The 18601-nt window shown below is 40.7% G+C and carries 15 protein-coding genes; 13 read left to right on the forward strand and 2 right to left on the reverse strand.

Going from position 1 to position 18601, the window contains the following annotated elements; genetic code table 11:
• Position 1: 1 nt before the first annotated feature.
• Genes nuoE through nuoN form a run of 10 tightly spaced genes read left to right on the forward strand, consistent with a single transcriptional unit; the run spans position 2 to position 11930 of the window.
• Positions 2–547, forward strand: a complete 546-nt coding sequence (gene nuoE, locus AB4J89_RS00865) for an NADH-quinone oxidoreductase subunit NuoE (protein ID WP_006533305.1) — start codon at positions 2–4, stop codon at positions 545–547.
• Positions 544–1908, forward strand: coding sequence for an NADH-quinone oxidoreductase subunit NuoF (nuoF, locus tag AB4J89_RS00870; protein ID WP_088495125.1), 1365 nt, complete (start codon positions 544–546; stop codon positions 1906–1908). Before nuoE ends, nuoF begins: the two co-directional genes overlap by 4 nt.
• Positions 1909–1961: 53 nt before the next feature.
• A complete protein-coding gene (gene nuoG / locus AB4J89_RS00875; protein ID WP_088495126.1) occupies positions 1962–4694 on the forward strand; it encodes an NADH-quinone oxidoreductase subunit NuoG in 2733 nt (910 codons plus the stop codon).
• Complete coding sequence (gene nuoH / locus AB4J89_RS00880; RefSeq protein ID WP_088495127.1) at positions 4694–5671, forward strand: NADH-quinone oxidoreductase subunit NuoH; 978 nt, start codon at positions 4694–4696, stop codon at positions 5669–5671. Before nuoG ends, nuoH begins: the two co-directional genes overlap by 1 nt.
• 14 nt (positions 5672–5685) lie before the next feature.
• On the forward strand, positions 5686–6228 hold the full coding sequence (nuoI, locus tag AB4J89_RS00885) for an NADH-quinone oxidoreductase subunit NuoI (protein WP_006533299.1): 543 nt from the start codon (positions 5686–5688) through the stop codon (positions 6226–6228).
• Between the two features lie 12 nt (positions 6229–6240).
• Positions 6241–6774: an NADH-quinone oxidoreductase subunit J gene (nuoJ, locus tag AB4J89_RS00890; RefSeq protein WP_368467769.1), complete on the forward strand. Its 534-nt coding sequence runs from the start codon at positions 6241–6243 to the stop codon at positions 6772–6774.
• A complete protein-coding gene (gene nuoK, locus AB4J89_RS00895; RefSeq protein WP_023581731.1) occupies positions 6771–7073 on the forward strand; it encodes an NADH-quinone oxidoreductase subunit NuoK in 303 nt (100 codons plus the stop codon). The genes nuoJ and nuoK overlap by 4 nt, the downstream gene beginning before the upstream one ends.
• Entirely contained in the window at positions 7070–8905 is a 1836-nt protein-coding gene (gene nuoL, locus AB4J89_RS00900; RefSeq protein WP_311755022.1) for an NADH-quinone oxidoreductase subunit L, read from the forward strand. Before nuoK ends, nuoL begins: the two co-directional genes overlap by 4 nt.
• A gap of 19 nt (positions 8906–8924) precedes the next feature.
• The gene (gene nuoM, locus AB4J89_RS00905; protein ID WP_368467771.1) at positions 8925–10454 is read left to right on the forward strand and encodes an NADH-quinone oxidoreductase subunit M; all 1530 of its coding nucleotides are present in this window, start codon (positions 8925–8927) and stop codon (positions 10452–10454) included.
• Positions 10455–10460: 6 nt separating this feature from the next.
• Positions 10461–11930, forward strand: a complete 1470-nt coding sequence (gene nuoN / locus AB4J89_RS00910) for an NADH-quinone oxidoreductase subunit NuoN (protein WP_088495131.1) — start codon at positions 10461–10463, stop codon at positions 11928–11930.
• 61 nt (positions 11931–11991) lie between these two features.
• On the opposite strand, the gene AB4J89_RS00915 is transcribed toward nuoN, so the two are convergent.
• Positions 11992–13038, reverse strand: a complete 1047-nt coding sequence (locus AB4J89_RS00915) for an alpha-xenorhabdolysin family binary toxin subunit B (RefSeq protein ID WP_368467773.1) — start codon at positions 13036–13038, stop codon at positions 11992–11994.
• 15 nt (positions 13039–13053) lie between these two features.
• Positions 13054–14265, reverse strand: a complete 1212-nt coding sequence (locus AB4J89_RS00920; RefSeq protein ID WP_368467775.1) for an alpha-xenorhabdolysin family binary toxin subunit A — start codon at positions 14263–14265, stop codon at positions 13054–13056.
• Positions 14266–14474: 209 nt separating this feature from the next.
• On the opposite strand from AB4J89_RS00920, the gene AB4J89_RS00925 reads away from it, so the two are divergent.
• From AB4J89_RS00925 to menH, 3 genes are all read left to right on the forward strand, one after another.
• Positions 14475–15806, forward strand: a complete 1332-nt coding sequence (locus tag AB4J89_RS00925) for an isochorismate synthase (RefSeq protein WP_368467777.1) — start codon at positions 14475–14477, stop codon at positions 15804–15806.
• A 351-nt stretch (positions 15807–16157) separates the two neighbouring features.
• Positions 16158–17852: a 2-succinyl-5-enolpyruvyl-6-hydroxy-3-cyclohexene-1-carboxylic-acid synthase gene (gene menD / locus AB4J89_RS00930; RefSeq protein WP_368467779.1), complete on the forward strand. Its 1695-nt coding sequence runs from the start codon at positions 16158–16160 to the stop codon at positions 17850–17852.
• On the forward strand, positions 17827–18594 hold the full coding sequence (menH, locus tag AB4J89_RS00935) for a 2-succinyl-6-hydroxy-2,4-cyclohexadiene-1-carboxylate synthase (RefSeq protein ID WP_088495137.1): 768 nt from the start codon (positions 17827–17829) through the stop codon (positions 18592–18594). The genes menD and menH overlap by 26 nt, the downstream gene beginning before the upstream one ends.
• Positions 18595–18601: the final 7 nt, after the last annotated feature.

Raw genomic sequence — 18601 nt, forward strand, 5'->3', positions numbered from 1 at the left:
CATGCAAAATGAATTAAACCAAAAAGATGATGCAGTGCAGATCGAAATCGTTGATGTCACGCATTCAAAGAAAGCAACGTTTGTTTTAACTGAAGAAGAACGTGCTGAAATTGAACAAGAAAAACATCACTATGAAGATCCGCGTGCAGCCTCTATTGAAGCACTGAAAATTGTGCAAAAGAACCGCGGTTGGGTTGAAGACGGCGCAATTTATGCGATTGCGGATGTTCTTGGGATACCTGCAAGCGATGTTGAAGGCGTTGCTACGTTCTATAGCCAAATTTTCCGTCAACCCGTTGGTCGTCACATTATCCGTTTTTGTGACAGCGTGGTTTGTCATATTACAGGTTATCAAGGCATTCAGGCAGCAATTGAAAAGCACCTTAATATCATTCCTGGTCAAACTACACCAGATGGTCGCTTTACGTTACTGCCAACCTGCTGTTTAGGTAATTGTGATAAAGGTCCTACCATGATGGTAGATGACGATACTCACAGCTTTGTTAAACCTGAAGAGATTGAAACGTTACTGGAGCAGTATCCATGACAGCAATTTCAGGAGCAAAACCGATTATTCGTAGCGCAGAAACGCACCCGCTAACGTGGCGCTTACGCGATGATCGTCAGCCTGTATGGTTGGATGAATACCGTGCTACAAACGGTTATAAAGCGGCAGAAAAAGCATTAAAAGGTATGTCACCGACGGAAGTGACCACTGAAGTTAAAGATGCTGGTCTAAAAGGTCGTGGTGGTGCTGGATTCTCAACAGGCTTGAAATGGAGCCTGATGCCAAAAGATGAAAGCATGAATATCCGTTACATCCTTTGTAACGCAGATGAAATGGAGCCGGGTACTTACAAAGACCGTCTCTTAATGGAAGAGCTTCCACATCTGTTAATTGAAGGGATGATCATCGGCGCTCACGCACTGAAGGCTTACCGTGGTTATATTTTCCTTCGCGGCGAATATATCGAAGCGGCTAAGAATTTACGCCATGCCATTGAGGAAGCAAAAGCAGCAGGCTTTCTTGGCAAAAATATCTTTGGCTCAGGAATTGACTTTGAACTGTTTGTTCACACGGGTGCAGGTCGTTACATCTGTGGTGAAGAAACAGCATTAATCAACTCATTAGAAGGTCGTCGTGCTAACCCGCGCTCTAAACCTCCATTCCCTGCAACATCAGGTGCATGGGGTAAACCAACTTGTGTCAATAACGTTGAAACATTGTGTAACGTGCCAGCGATTATTGAACACGGCAAAGATTGGTATATCGGCTTAAGTGAAGGCAAAAGCCCAGATGCGGGTACTAAATTAATGGGATTCTCGGGGCGCGTGAAATTTCCGGGCTTATGGGAATTGCCATTTGGTACAACAGCGCGTGAGATCCTTGAAGATTACGCAGGCGGTATGCGTGATGGTCTTAAGCTGAAAGCATGGCAACCGGGTGGTGCAGGTACTGACTTCTTAACGGAAGATCACCTCGATCTCCCAATGGATTTTGGCACGATTGCAAAAGCAGGTAGCCGTTTAGGTACAGCGCTTGCGATGGCGGTAGATAATGAAATTAATATGGTTTCATTAACCCGTAATTTAGAAGAGTTCTTTGCTCGTGAATCTTGTGGCTGGTGTACACCTTGTCGTGATGGCTTGCCATGGAGTGTCGAAATCTTACGTGCGATAGAAAATGGTAAAGGTCGCCCTGGTGATATCGAAACACTTGAGCATTTATGTCGTTCTTTAAGTCCGGGACACACATTCTGTGCTCACGCACCGGGTGCAGTAGAACCTTTACAAAGCGCCATTAAATATTTCCGTGAAGAATTTGAGGCTGGCATTATTCAAGAAGATTATACCAATGCCAACTTGATCAGAGGTATTCAGCCTAACTTGCTGAAAAGCCGCTGGTAATTTTTCACGACACATTCTAGGTTTAACGCCTGCTGTGCAGGCCTTTGGGAAGCATGCTGACTATGGCTACGATTCATGTAGACGGCAAAGAATATGAAGTTAACGGGGCTGATAACCTGTTAGAAGCCTGTCTTAATTTAGGCTTAGATATTCCTTATTTTTGCTGGCACCCAGCGCTGGGAAGCGTTGGCGCTTGCCGCCAGTGTGCGGTGAAGCAGTATCAAAATGCTGAGGATACCCGCGGTCGTTTAGTGATGTCTTGTATGACGCCGGCGACTGATGGCACGTTTATCTCTATTGACGACGAAGAAGCGAAGAAATTTCGTGAAAGCGTTGTTGAATGGTATATGACAAACCATCCTCATGACTGTCCAGTTTGTGAAGAAGGCGGTAACTGCCACCTTCAAGATATGACGGTAATGACAGGTCATACTATGCGTCGCTATCGCTTTACGAAGCGTACACATAGAAACCAAGATCTGGGACCGTTTATTTCTCATGAAATGAACCGTTGTATTGCTTGTTACCGCTGTGTTCGTTACTACAAAGACTATGCCGATGGTACTGATCTTGGCGTCTTTGGTGCTCATAACAACGTATTCTTTGGACGCGTTGAAGATGGCACATTAGAGAGCGAATTCTCGGGTAACTTGGTTGAAATTTGTCCAACAGGTGTGTTCACTGATAAAACTCACTCATCACGTTATAACCGTAAGTGGGATATGCAGTTTGCACCAAGTATTTGCCAAGGTTGTAGCATGGGTTGTAACACAAGCCCAGGTGAACGCTATGGTGAATTACGTCGTATTGAAAACCGTTATAACGGGACTGTAAACCGCTATTTCCTCTGTGACCGTGGTCGTTTTGGCTATGGTTATGTGAATTTAGCAAGCAGACCTCGTCAGCCTAAAAAACGTTTAGGCAGTAATTGGTTAGAAATTAACGCTGTTCAAGCGACTCAAGCTGCTGCAGATATGCTGAAGAAAAGTCAGCGTATCGTAGGTATTGGTTCCCCGCGTGCAAGCATTGAAAGTAACTTTGCATTACGTGAAGTTGTTGGTGCTGAAAACTTCTATAGCGGTATCTCTGCATCAGAGCAAAAACGACTGACATTAATGTTAGATATTTTACAAAAAGGTGGCGTTCATACCCCATCTCTACGTGAAATTGAAGATTACGATGCTGTTTTAGTGTTAGGTGAAGATTTAACACAAACCGGTGCTCGTATGGCATTGTCTGTACGTCAAGCAGTGAAAGGTAAAGCGCGTGAAATGGCAGCCGCTCAAAAAGTAGCTGACTGGCAAATTGCTGCGATTATGAATATCGGACAACGTGCAAAATATCCGCTGTTTGTCACTCATGTTGATGAAACCCGCCTTGATGATGTTGCTGCATGGAGCTACCGCGCACCCGTTGTTGATCAAGCGCGTTTAGGTTTTGCGATTGCCAATAACATTAACGGTGAAGCACCCGCAGTTGATGGCATTGATGAAGCGCTGAATAAACATATCGAGATGATTGTTCAAGCACTTTCTCAAGCGAAGAAACCATTAATTATCAGTGGTAGTCATGCAGGTAGCGAAGACGTTATCAAAGCAGCTGCTAACATTGCGTTTGCATTAAAAGCAAAAGGTAATGAAGTAGGACTTTCTTTCGTTGCTGATGATGCAAATAGCATGGGTCTTGCCATGATGAATGCACAACCACTTGATGATGCATTAAAAATGATGCGTAGTGGTCAAGCTAACACGGTTGTTGTAATGGAAAACGATTTATATCGCCACTACGATGCAGACGTGATTGATGATGCGATTGCTAAAGTAGATAACGTTATTGTTATCGACCACCAGCAAACAGACATTATGGCGAAAGCACATCTTGTTCTCCCTGCTTCTTCATTCGCTGAAAGCGATGGAACAATGGTGAGTCAAGAGGGCAGAGCACAGCGCTACTTCCAAGTTTTCGAACCTTCTTTCTATAACAAAGAAGTGGTGATGCATGAGAGTTGGCGTTGGTTGAGTGCTGTTGATTCTCAATGGCATGAAAGAACGTTGGATTGGACACAGTTAGACAGTGTTATCGAGCATTGTGCAACCAGTCTTCCTCAGTTTGCTGGCATTGTTGATGCTGCACCGAATGCGTCATTCCGTATTCGTGGACAGAAACTGGCTCGTGAACCGCATCGTTATAGTGGACGTACTTCTATGTTGGCAAATGTGTCTGTTCATGAACAGCGTCAACCAAAAGATATCGACACTCCATTTGCGTTCTCAATGGAAGGTAATAACAGCCCAACAGCACCTCGTCAGCAAATTCCATTTGCATGGGCACCGGGTTGGAACTCACCTCAAGCATGGAATAAATTCCAAGCAGAAGTGGGTGGCAGCTTACGCTTTGGCGATCCGGGTGTGCGCTTAATCGAATGTGGTGATAATACACTTGGCTACTTCACTGATATTCCTGCGCCATTTAATGCACAGAAAAATCAATGGACTGTTGCACCTTGCTACCGTTTATTTGGTAGTGAAGAGTTATCACAACGCGCTGAAGTTATCCAATCTCGTATGGAAACTGCTTATTTAACATTGAGTGAATCTGATGCACAGGCATTAGCGTTAACTCAAGGTCAGCAAGCGATGTTTACTTACGAAGGCCGTGAATTCACCTTACCTGTGAAAATCAGTGCTCACCTGACTCAAGGTCAAATTGGCTTGCCGTTAGGTATGGCAGGTATTTCTCCATCACTGGTGGGTGTATCGGTTCGTCAACTGCGGGGTATTGCATAATGAGCTGGTTATCTCCTGAAGTTACAGAGATTTTACTCACCGTTTTAAAAGCCGTCGTGATCTTGCTTGTCGTGGTCACTTGTGGTGCTTTTATGAGTATGGGGGAACGCCGTTTACTGGGTTTATTCCAAAACCGTTATGGGCCTAACCGTGTAGGTTATGCAGGTTCAGCGCAGCTAATTGCGGATATGATTAAAATGTTCTTTAAAGAGGACTGGGTCCCGAAATTTGCTGACCGCTTTATCTTCACCATTGCGCCAGTGATTGCGTTTTCATCTTTACTGCTGTCATTTGCAATTGTACCTGTTAGCTCAACATGGGTTGTCGCTGACTTAAACATCGGTATTTTGTTCTTCTTGATGGTTGCCGGTATTGCGGTGTATGCCGTGTTATTTGCAGGCTGGTCAAGTAATAATAAATATTCACTGTTAGGTGCAATGCGTGCATCAGCACAAACCGTAAGTTATGAGGTGTTCTTAGGGCTCTCAATCTTAGGTGTTGTTGCACAAGCGGGCTCTTTCAACCTGACTGACATCGTAAACTCACAAGCAAATATGTGGAATATCATCCCACAATTCTTTGGCTTTATTACGTTTGCGATTGCAGGGGTTGCTGTTTGTCACCGTCACCCATTTGACCAACCTGAAGCAGAGCAAGAGCTGGCTGATGGTTATCACATTGAATATTCTGGTATGAAATTCGGTTTATTCTTTGTTGGTGAATATATCGGTATCGTTGCGGTATCGGGTCTTATCGTGACGTTATTCTTTGGTGGTTGGCAAGGTCCTTTCTTACCGTCATTCGTTTGGTTTGCACTGAAAACAGGATTTTTCATGATGATGTTTATCCTTATTCGTGCCTCGTTACCGCGTCCGCGTTACGACCAAGTGATGTCTTTCGGTTGGAAAATTTGCTTACCGTTAACGCTTATTAATCTGCTGGTAACTGCTGCAGTGATACTTTACAACGCTCAATAAGGGGTGATTGAACCATGACTTTAAAAGAGTTATTGACTGGTTTCGGCACCCAGGTACGAAGCATTTGGATGATTGGCTTACATGCCTTCGCCAAACGCGAAACACAGATGTACCCGGAAGAACCTGTCAATGTTGCACCACGTTATCGTGGACGTATTGTGTTGACGCGTGATCCTGATGGTGAAGAGCGCTGTGTTGCTTGTAACTTGTGTGCAGCAGTCTGTCCAGTAGGCTGTATTTCATTACAGAAAGCAGAACATGAAGATGGTCGTTGGTATCCGGAATTTTTCCGTATCAACTTTTCTCGTTGTATCTTCTGCGGTTTATGTGAAGAAGCTTGCCCAACAACGGCACTGCAATTAACGCCTGATTTCGAAATGGGTGAGTTTAAGCGTCAGGATCTGGTTTATGAAAAAGACGATCTGTTGATTTCTGGACCCGGCAAATATCCTGAATATAACTTTTACCGTAAAACAGGTATGGCGATTAACGGCAAAGACAAAGGTGATGCGGATGATGAAGCTAAACCTATCGATGTCAAAAGCCTGTTACCGTAAGGAGCGATATTCATGGAATTTGCATTTTACATCGCGGGGCTGATTGCCATCCTTGCAACATTGAGAGTTATCACTCATACCAATCCAGTACATGCACTGCTGTACTTAGTGATTTCATTGATTGCACTCTCTGTGGTTTTCTTCTCGTTAGGCGCTTATTTTGCTGGTGCATTAGAAATCATCGTTTACGCTGGCGCCATTATGGTGTTGTTCGTTTTCGTGGTGATGATGCTCAACTTAGGTAAATCCGTCGTTGATCAAGAGAAAAAATGGCTACAACCGAAGTTTTGGGTTGGGCCGGCACTTTTATCTCTCACTTTACTTGTGGTGTTAGTGTACGCCATTAGTAGTGTGACTCACGGCGAAATTGCTGGAGATGTGATTGGCGCGAAAGAGGTCGGTATTAGCTTATTTGGACCTTATATTCTGGCTGTTGAGTTAGCATCTGTTCTTCTATTGTCTGGACTAATAGTTGCTTATCACATTGGTCGTGATCAGAGCCATGACGATCTCGTCGAAAACGAAAACGCAGGGGAGCAAAAATGATACCTCTTCAACATGGTTTGATCTTGGCTGCGGTACTGTTTGTGTTAGGTTTTACCTGCTTAGTACTTCGCCGCAACCTGTTGTTTATGTTGATCGGACTAGAAATTATGATTAATGCGGCTGCGCTGGCATTTGTTGTCGGTGGTAGCTTTTGGGGTCAAACGGATGGTCAGATAATGTATATTCTGGCAATCAGCTTGGCAGCGGCAGAGGCAAGTATTGGTCTGGCATTGTTGTTACAGCTTCATAGACATCGCCAAAATATCAATATCGATACAGTCAGTGAGATGCGCGGATGAATATACTCTATTTAACCATTCTGCTACCACTGCTGGGATTCTTACTGCTTGCTTTCTCACGTGGTCGTTGGTCTGAAAACGTATCAGCATGGATTGGTACAGGTTCTGTTGGTTTATCTGCCCTTGTTGCATTTTGGGCTGGTATGGATTTCTTTGCTAACGGGCAAGAAACTTATGTTCTGACTTTATGGAACTGGATGTCAGCAGGGAATTTCAATATTCCGTTTACACTGGTTCTTGATGGTCTTTCATTAACAATGCTGGGTGTTATCACTGGCGTTGGCTTTCTTATTCATATGTATGCATCTTGGTATATGCGTGGCGAAGAAGGGTATTCTCGCTTCTTTGCTTATACCAACTTATTTATCGCAAGTATGGTCGTCTTAGTACTGGCTGATAATATGATGTTGATGTATATGGGTTGGGAAGGGGTTGGTTTATGTAGTTACCTGTTAATTGGTTTCTATTATAGCAATCCTGCCAATGGCGCAGCTGCGATGAAAGCGTTTATCGTAACGCGTATCGGTGATGTGTTCTTAGCTATCGGTATGTTTATCCTGTTTGACCAATTAGGTACATTGAGCTTCCGTGAAATGGCAGTACTTGCTCCTGAGCAATTAGCAGTGGGTTCAAGTGTCATTAACTGGGCAATGTTAATGGTGTTAGGCGGTGCAGTAGGTAAATCAGCACAGCTTCCATTACAAACTTGGTTAGCCGATGCAATGGCAGGTCCAACACCTGTATCTGCATTAATTCACGCCGCAACCATGGTCACTGCGGGTGTGTACTTAGTCGCACGCAGCAATGCGCTATTCTTAATGGCACCAGAAGTGCTGGAATTGGTCGGCATTATCGGTGCAGTCACATTAGTGTTAGCGGGCTTTGCAGCTTTAGTACAAACAGATATCAAACGTATTCTTGCTTATTCAACCATGAGTCAAATTGGTTATATGTTCTTGGCTTTAGGCGCTCAAGCATGGGATGCGGCAATTTTCCACTTAATGACTCACGCTTTCTTTAAAGCATTACTGTTCTTATCAGCAGGTTCGGTGATTGTTGCCTGCCACCACGAGCAGAATATCTTTAAGATGGGCGGATTACGTAAGAAGATCCCATTTGTTTATGCCTGTTTCCTAATTGGTGGTGGCGCATTAGCGGCATTACCGCTGTTAACAGCCGGGTTCTTCAGTAAAGATGAAATCTTATGGGGTGCGTATTCAAACGGGCATTTTAACTTAATGCTTGCAGGTTTAGTTGGCGCGTTATTTACGTCACTTTATACCTTCCGTTTGATTTTCATCGTATTCCATGGTGAAACCAAAACCGAAGCACACCAAGTTAAAGGGTTTACTCATACTTTCCCATTAGCGGTATTAGCACTGTTATCAACATTTATCGGTGCATTAATTACTCAACCGTTAGGTGCTGTTTTCCCTGAAGGAAACGCATCGCACGATGGTAAATATGTGTTGGAAATTCTTTCTGGTGTGGTAGCGATAGTAGGCGTTGCCATTGCAGCATGGTTATACCTAAAACAGCGTCAATGTGTTTCTAAGGTTGCCAATACTCGTACAGGCCGTTTCTTCTCAACATGGTGGCTCCATGCTTGGGGATTCGATGCATTGTATGAAGTGCTGTTTGTCAAACCTTATAAAGGGGCGGCGTGGCTTATCCAGAATGATCCTGTTAACCAATTCTTTAATTTATTCGGTTGCCTGCTTAAAGGTACCAATAAAGGATTAAGTTTCAGTGAGAATGGATTAGCACGTTGGTATGCGGCTTCTCTCGGTTTAGGTGCAGTGCTGGTCATCGCTCTGCTGCTTCTGGTTTAATTAAGGGACACATTGCGCCATGTTATTACCCTGGCTAATACTTATTCCCTTCATCGGTGGCCTGCTAAGTTGGCAGGCTGAACGAATCGGCTCGCAAGTCCCTCGCTGGGTTGCGTTGCTGACGATGGGATTAACACTCGTTATTTCTGTGCAACTTTGGTTGCAAGGCGATTATCAACTACTTAGTGCTGATGGAGCGCCACGCTGGACAGAGTATTACTTTGTGCCGTGGATACCTGCTTTAGGGATTAATATCCAATTTGCACTTGATGGTATGTCATTATTGATGACTGTATTAACTGCGATTTTAGGTATCTTAGCGGTACTTTCATCGTGGAATGAAAATCAGCCATCACAAGGTGCTTTCCATTTTAACCTGCTGTGGATCTTAGCAGGTGTAATGGGCGTATTCTTAGCGACTGACCTGTTCTTATTCTTCTTCTTCTGGGAAATGATGTTGATCCCAATGTATTTCCTGATTTCTTTATGGGGACACAAAGGAAGTAGCGATAAAAAACACGTTAGTGCGGCAACAAAATTCTTTATCTATACACAGGCAAGCGGCCTGTTAATGTTGCTGGCCATTATCGGTCTTGCGGTGGCTTTCTACCGTGGAACAGGTATTTGGACGTTTAACTACGATACCTTATTACAAGCACATACTGTTTTAAGCTCTGAACTACAATTTATCCTGATGTTAGGTTTCTTCGCTGCATTTGCAGTGAAAATGCCAATTGTTCCTGTACATGGCTGGTTAGCAGATGCTCACGCAGAAGCACCAACAGCAGGTTCTGTTGACTTATCAGGTATTTTGCTAAAAACAGCGGCTTACGGTCTATTACGTTTTAACTTACCGCTCTTCCCAGAAGCGTCAGCGTTACTGGCACCTGTGGCGATGTGGTTAGGTTTAATTACTGTATTTTATGCAGCATTACTGGCATTTCGTCAGACAGATATCAAACGTCTTGCGGCTTACAGTAGTATTTCTCACATGGGCTTTATCGTAATTGCGATTTATGCCGGCTCTGTATTGGCTTACCAAGGTGCGATTATTCAAATGATCACTAATGGTTTGTCAGCAGCAGGTCTATTTATCATGTGTGGCATGCTGTATGAGCGTTTAGGTACGCGTGATATGAACCAAATGGGTGGATTGTGGAAAAGCATCCGTTTCTTACCAGCGTTTTCATTGTTCTTTGCGGTTGCCTCTTTAGGTATGCCAGGAACAGGTAACTTCGTTGGTGAGTTTATGATCCTGTTTGGTACTTATGGTCACTTTAAGCTGATCACGATTATTTCGGTCTTTGGTTTAGTTTTTGCTTCTGTCTACGCATTATGGATGATGCAACAAGCTTACTATGGTTCACCGAAAACAGCTGAAAGAACCTATAAAGGGTTAGATCTGAGAGAGTTCTTTATCCTGATCACATTGGTTGTTTTACTGGTTATCTTGGGCTTCTTCCCTCAACCAGTATTAGACACATCAATATCAGCGATGGAAAATCTCCAGACTTGGTATTCCGCTTCTATTTCAACAGTAAGGCCGTAATTCGCCATGACAATAACTCCTGAACAATTGATCGCAATGCTACCGCTATTGATCGTCGGATTGACGGTGGTGGTTGTGATGCTGTCCATTGCGTGGCGACGCGATCATTTTACTATTGCCACTTTGACAGCAACAGGTTTCATCATTGCGCTGGGATCACTCTATTACGTTAATGCATTAGGCGTAGTGGACGTTACCACGCTTTACCATGTTGATGGATACTCTAGCTTCTTTACTGCACTAGTGATCCTTTCTGGTATTGGAACTGTCGCTTTTGCTTATCCTTGGTTAGAAGGCTATCAAGATAACAAAGAAGAGTTTTATTTGCTGATTGCGATTGCGGTTATTGGGGGGATCTTACTCTCTTCCGCTCACCACTTCGCATCGATGTTTATTGGTATTGAATTACTGACATTGCCACTGTTTGGTCTTATCGGTTATGCATTCCAACAACGCCCATCACTGGAAGCAGGTATTAAATATATGCTGCTTTCGGCAGCAGCATCTTCTTTCTTACTGTTTGGTATGGCACTTCTCTATGCAGAAGCAGGAAACCTCTCCTTTACCGCAATGGGACAAAGTTTAAGTGATAGCAATATCCATAAACCATTAGTACTTGCAGGTTTAGGTATGATGTTAGTGGGAATTGGATTTAAATTATCTTTATTCCCATTCCAACTGTGGACACCAGATGTTTACCAAGGCGCACCAGCACCAACTGGCGCGTTCTTAGCGACAGCAAGTAAGATTGGTATTTTTGCTGTTGTTATGCGTTTATTCCTTGAAGCACCCGCTGCAGATAGTGAAACCTTACGAATGATCTTAGGTTTCATGGCAATTGCCTCTATCTTGTTTGGTAACATCATGGCGTTAACGCAAAAGAGCGTGAAGCGCTTACTGGGTTACTCTTCAGTATCACACCTTGGTTATCTGCTAGTCGCATTAATTGTATTGCAATACAGCCCTGTATTAGCGCAAGAAACTGCTGAAATTTATTTAGCGGGTTACTTGTTTGCAAGCTTAGGGGCGTTTGGTGCTATTGCAGTAGCTTCAAGTCCTTATCGTGAGAGCGAAATGGATTCACTGGAAGACTACCGCGGATTATTCTGGCGTCGTCCTGTGGTTGCTGTGGTGATGTCACTGATGATGTTATCACTGGCAGGTGTACCAATTACATTAGGCTTTATTGGTAAACTGTATGTCATCATTGCAGGTATCAGTTCAAGCTTGTGGTGGTTAACTGGCATGGTTGTGTTAGGTAGTGCGATTGGCTTATTCTACTACCTACGTGCTGCGGCTATTGTCTTTTTACGCAAACCAGACAATGACAACACTCCAGCTATTTCAACAACATCACAAAATATGGCAACATTTGTTGCGCTAATCTGTGCAATTGTTGTTATCGCATTAGGTGTGTGGCCACAACCACTTATTGAATTAACTAATTTTGCGATTATTGCTCCAGCAGTAAATTAATCGACATTATTAGATAATAAGATAATAAAACGGCTCTTTATTACAGAGCCGTTTTTTTTAGTTAAGGTGTATTGCTGTTTAGCTTTTCCGACGTATCGTAATATAAAGAAAAATCATCTAAGAATGAAAATAGAGGAATAATAATATCTTCTGTTAATAAAATATTATTTTCTAAAGTAGAGAGTTGTAAGTTAATTTTATCCCAATATTTATTTAACTGTTCTAATTGATCGATAAATACTTTTAGATAATAATCGATATCAATTAGTTTATAGTAGTGTTTTAAAACAAATAGGGCATTTTTCTTTTTGTTTCTTAATTGGTTGAGTTGTTTAACTTGTTCTAGATAACTCTCTGTTAATTGATGACGAGTTTCAACAATCTTAGTATAAGAAAAACCATGACTTAAGGTTGAAAATAAATTGTTAAGTATTTCTATTAATGAAGATAACAGGTTTTTCTCTTTAGGCTCAAGATTAAGTCCTTCAATTTCTGATTTTAACGGAATAGAACCTTTAAAAAGGTCAAAAAAATGCCTTTTATTTAGAAGATCTTCACTCTCTCTAATAATATTGAGCTCTTTTTTCGTTTTTTCTGAATCAATCTCTAAGGTTAAAATGCTTTTTGTTAATTGATTAATTGAATCCTTTTTATCAATGATAAAAGGTGTGATCTTATGAGTGATAAATTGTTTTTTAAGTTGTTTTATTTCATCTGAAAGAAAGAGATTATGCTCAACAATTATATTGATTGTCTCATTTATCTCGTTTAGATATATATCCAACACTTCTTTTTTTTCTATTTCTAGTTTTAATACTAATTCCTCATCAAGGTTTCCTTTCTTTATCTCTTCATCAATTTCATTAATGGTTTTAAATATATCGTTGAGTAACTTTTGTCTTAATCGACTTTTTAATACTAGAGAGAAATAAATAACATTCTCAATATTTTTATTATTTCTCTCTAAGAATAAACTCATCTCATTATTAAAATCATTATTCATATAACATTTGTTATTACTTAAATGCAGAATATTTCGATATGCATGAAAGAGTTTATTATGCTCGAAAGATAACTCTGCAATAGTGGGTCTTTCATTATTATTCATAACAATTTCCTTTTGTTAATTTTTGGAATAAAAAGAAGAAAGAGCATTATCGAAAGAAATTAAGATCTCTTTTGAATAACCAATAACCATATACCAAGGTGAGATGATTTTTTCTAAATAAATACTAAATTTAATGAGCTCTAATGCATTGTTTATTTTATTGAAATTATTAATTGATGCATCTATCTCTGTTAATATGGCTTGCCAAACATACTCAATGTGCTCTAGTGCCATATTTGTATCTTCAATAAGCTGTTCTATTTCTTCCAGTTCAATATAAAGTGAATTTAAATGTAGTAATAGATTGGCGTAAATATCTATCTCTTTATTGAGGTTTTTTACTTTATCGATCAATTGATTTCTTTTTTTACGAATACTTTCAGCTTTTGCACCAAAAATTCCACCTGTAATAATAACGCCGATAATGCCCGCAGCAAGCCCTGTAAAAGCAAGCGCAACATAGTTTTTATATTCCTCTTTGAGTATAGATATATCTTCAATCAGTAAATCACGTTCGTCACTTAATAACACATTATTTTTATTATAAAATTCATTGATGAGTCTTTTTTTATTAACAATTTCGTGATAAATAGAGTAATGAGCAATATTTTGGCTATCTTTTCCTCCCATGATTTTACTTCTGAATGTGGATAAATTCTCTTTGAGTTTAAGCGTTTTATCTCGCTCAATTTCAATATCTTCTTTCATACTTTCCAATATATGAATAAGTTGAATAGAAACTTGTTTATCTTGAGAGGTATATTTGATGTTGATTAACTCTTGCTCAGAAAGATCATGCATGGTTGTTGATATTTTAGTAAGTAACGGCATTTGATTAATAAAGGCAATAATATTTTCACCTGTAGAAGTAATTTCTCTACCAATAATTTCTAAATCAATGGCTTGCTGTTTTATTGAATATTCTATCTTATTCCATTCGAGCGCATGCTCTCGCATTTTGATAAAAAGAGATAAAACATTTTCGGGTGAAAGTTGTTGTGTGCTTATTTGGTTGTAACCAATAAAATCTATTACATCATCTAATTTGTAAGGAAGTGAAAGTGCTTTATTAATATAAGTTTTTATCTTAATTAAATCAGGAGAAGTCACAATACCCGGTAATCGACCATTTTCGATATCTATTCCTAATATTAAACCGAGTGCAACTTTAGGAACATCGGGCGCTTCGATAAATTTATCTACTTGTTCAAAGATGGTTGTATCCATATAACCCCTCTTATGTATAATGTTTTTCGTCTATACAATTCAGCCTTAAAATGATTTGTTCACGATTTAAGTTTTTAGATTAATGCATCTACTTTGTAACATGAAAAATACAAAACTTTGATAAATGACAAAGGTTATAATTAATCAACCCTTTGATAATTTGTATAGAGACGTATAATCTCCCTTTTAATTAGTTGTGGGTATTTGGAGTGGAAAAGGTTAATCCTGTGTTTTCGACACTGTACGAAAAAGTTAAAAATATAAATCTGACAGCACAAGGTAATCTTTTACATTTGAAAGTCACCTTGCCATCAGAGGTTTCATTTTCATTGCTCTCATGGCTTGCTGCACAGTCGTATTATCCCCAATTTTATTGGCAACATCGTGATGAGCATGAAGAAGTCGCCGCTTGCGGGCAATTACGTTGCTTTAATCATATTGAAGATGCTTGCCAATTTTTAGGCTTACACCATAGTGATGTAAATAGTGATGATGTGCGTATCTGGGGCTTAAATGCGTGGGATACCATTATTCCAGGTCGTATTGATAAAATAAAAGGCGATGATGCCTATCTTTTTTTGCCTCGCATTGAGATTAGACGCCACCAGCAACAGCTTTCTGTTCATCTAAATATGTTGGATGAAGGTGATAAGCAAAATACATTAGATTTTCTGCAAACATTAAATCAAGCCGTAGAAATTGAACCGCTTTCTGTTTCTGTTACTCATGTTAATCACTCTTTAACGCAAGAGCAGTGGACTCACTATCTCAATGTTGCCTTAGATGAAATTAGCCAAGGTTTATTTGAAAAAGTTGTCCCTGCAAGAGCGACATGCTTAACGCTGGATAACCCACTGAAAGCGATCCAGTTTATGAAGGCGAGCCGTGATGTTAATCATCATTGCTATCACTATATGCTGGCGTTTTCACCTTCAGATGCATTTATGGGATCAACACCAGAAAGATTATATAAGCGTGATGAGTTGATGCTTTATACCGAAGCGTTAGCGGGTACAGTAGCGAGTTCTGATAATGAACAACAAGCCACTAAATTTGCAGATTGGCTGATGAATGATAAAAAGAATCAGCATGAAAATCTGGTTGTAGTTGATGATATTTGTCAACGATTACAAGGTGGTGTCGATGGTATCGATGTTTCACCCGCAGATGTTATCCGATTGCGTAAAGTGCAGCATCTTCGTCGCTATATACATGGTAAATTAATTGATTCTGATGATATCGATTGCTTAAAACGATTACAGCCAACAGCCGCTGTATGTGGCTTACCGAGAAGTGTCGCGCGTGCATTTATTCGTAAGCATGAACCTTTCGAGCGCCGTTGGTATGCGGGCTCTGCGGGATATATATCTCTTCCTCATGCAGAGTTTGCGGTTAGTTTACGTTGTGGTGAGTTGCATGATGATGCTTTAACTTTATATGCTGGCGCTGGTGTCGTTGCAGGCTCAGATCCTCAGCAAGAGTGGACTGAAATCGAGAATAAAGCGGCAGGTTTACGCACATTGCTGGAAAAAGAGAGTTAATTTCTTACAGATAATCTCAGTTTGAATAAATAACATCAGCGTAATAATCAAAATTTGATGAGTAGTTTTTTAAAGTCAGTTATTTAGTGCTACTCTTCAAATAACCACTGCTAATTGTTAACTAATTGATGCTATCCTTTAGAGCACTAGCGCTATTTATTCCTATTCTTAACGATAAAAAAGAGCTCATTGAAAATAGAGTGGATGATTAGCCTAAATAATGCACTCTTTGAGTGTTTTCTTTAACGATTTATTTAACGAAAACTTCTGTTCATTGAACTAGGCTAAGGAAAAGTATTTAGGAACAGATATTATAATAGCAATTGCAGGTTTTCGTTGTTGGGATGATCAATGTCTAATAGTTCGTTTAATCGCCAATGGGCTAAAGTTATACTCGAAACTTTGACTCGTCATGGCTTACGCCATATCTGTATTGCCCCCGGATCTCGCTCGACCCCTTTAACGCTTGCGGCGGCTGCCAATCAAAAATTAGTCTGTCATACGCATTTTGATGAGCGTGGTCTTGGTCATTTAGCTTTGGGTCTCGCAAAAGCAACTAAAGAGCCAGTCGCTGTTATCGTGACATCAGGAACAGCCGTAGCTAATTTATATCCTGCGTTGATTGAAGCCGGATTAACGGGCGAACGCGTTATCTTTTTAACCGCGGATAGACCGCCTGAATTAATCGATTGTGGTGCAAACCAAGCTATCCGCCAGCAAGGTATTTTTGCAACGCATCCTTCGCAAACTCTTTCTTTACCAAGACCAACAATAGATATTTGTGCAAGCTGGTTAGTTTCTACTCTTGATAATGCAATGAATACATTGGTTCATGGTGCATTACACGTCAATTGTCCTTTTGCAGAACCTTTATATGGGGATGATGTTGAAACATCAACACCGTGGACTGAAGCTTTAGGAAATTGGTGGCAAAGTGATAAACCGTGGCTACAAGAAACACTTTTTACCTCTGTCACTATGCATCCTCAGTGGAATGTACTACGTCAGAAAAAAGGTGTGGTTATTGCAGGGCGTATTAGCCCAGAAGAGGGTGTTGAAGTTGCAAAATGGGCTTCACAATTAGGTTGGCCTTTATTGAGTGATGTATTATCACAAACTGGGCAACCGTTACCTTGTGCCGATTTATGGTTGAATAATCCGCAGATAAAATCAGAATTAAATAAAGCTGAAATCGTTATTCAATTTGGTTCAAGTTTAACAGGAAAACGCTTATTACAATGGCAAGTAGGATGTTCTCCAAAAACGTATTGGATTATTGATCCTATTCCAGGACGCTTAGATCCTGGTCATCATCAAGGTGAGAAATTTACATTACCACCTATGCAGTGGTTAGCGGCACATCCTGCGGTTGATAATTCACCGTGGACAATGCAATTAACTAAGATAGCTAAACAAACCTATCAGAAAGTCAGTGAAATAACTGATTATTTCGGTGAAGCACAGGTTGCGCACCAATTAGATAAATTACTTCCTGATGATGGGCAGCTATTTGTTGGCAATAGTCTGATAGTGCGACTAATTGATGCATTTGCTCAATTACCTCAAGGTTATCCTGTGATGAGCAATCGTGGTGCGAGTGGTATTGATGGCTTAATTTCAACATCTGCGGGTGTTCATCGAGCAACAGAAAAGCCAACATTAACGATATTAGGTGATTTATCTGCACTGTATGATTTAAATAGTTTGGCGTTGCATCAACAAGTTTATGCGCCTAATGTTATTATCGTAGTGAATAATAACGGCGGGCAAATATTTTCAATGCTACCAACGCCAGAGGCAGAGCGAGAACGCTTTTACTGTATGCCTCACTCATTAAATTTTAAACATGCAGCCGCAATGTTTGGCTTACATTATGTATCACCAACAAGTTGGGATGCACTGCTAACGACTGTTCAGGCATGCTGGACAGGAGCGCCAACAACGACATTAATTGAATTAATTGTTGATGATACTGATGGTGCAAAAACATTAAATCAGCTGGTAAAACAGGTAACATCTCATGACTTTAGCATGTCAGCGATATAATACCCATAATGAAGGGCCTTGGTTAGTTTGGTTACATGGGCTATTAGGTGAAGGTTGTGAATGGGAGCCTGTGATCCAGGCTTGCCATGAATATCCATCACTTGTGATTGATTTGCCTCGTCATGGTGGTTCGGCATCTATCAGTGCAAAAGATTTTGTTGAAGTTAGTACATTGCTAACAAACACACTTAAAGAGCAAGGTATTGACCACTATTGGTTAATTGGTTACTCGTTAGGTGGCAGAATTTCTATGTATCACGCATGTTTTGGTGATACTACGGGATTAATGGGATTGATTGTAGAAGGTGGAAATCCGGGTTTATATGATGCAACGGAAAGACAAAGTCGCATTGCACATGATAAACGCTGGGCCGAGCGTTTTCGTAATGAACCTATCTGTGACGTATTAACGCAGTGGTATCAGCAACCAGTATTTGCCGATTTAAGTGATGAGAAACGTCAGCTACTCGTTGAAAAACGACGCCGTAACGCAGGTTTTTGTATTGCAGAAAGTTTAGAAACACTTTCTTTAGGTCATCAGCCTTGGCTTGTCACAGAATTACAGCAACTCACTTTGCCATTCATTTGGCTTTGTGGTGAAAAAGATAATAAATTTCAATCTATTGCGCAGCAATATTCGCTGCCATTAACGACTATCCCGCATGCTGGTCATAATGCCCATCAGGCACAGCCTGTTGCTTATGCTGCGGTGATAAATCATGTTTTATCCCTCTTTGGTTAAAGGAACC

The sequence above is a fragment of the Proteus sp. STS61-E genome, assembly GCF_040932335.1.
GTDB classification, from domain to species: domain Bacteria; phylum Pseudomonadota; class Gammaproteobacteria; order Enterobacterales; family Enterobacteriaceae; genus Proteus; species Proteus mirabilis_B.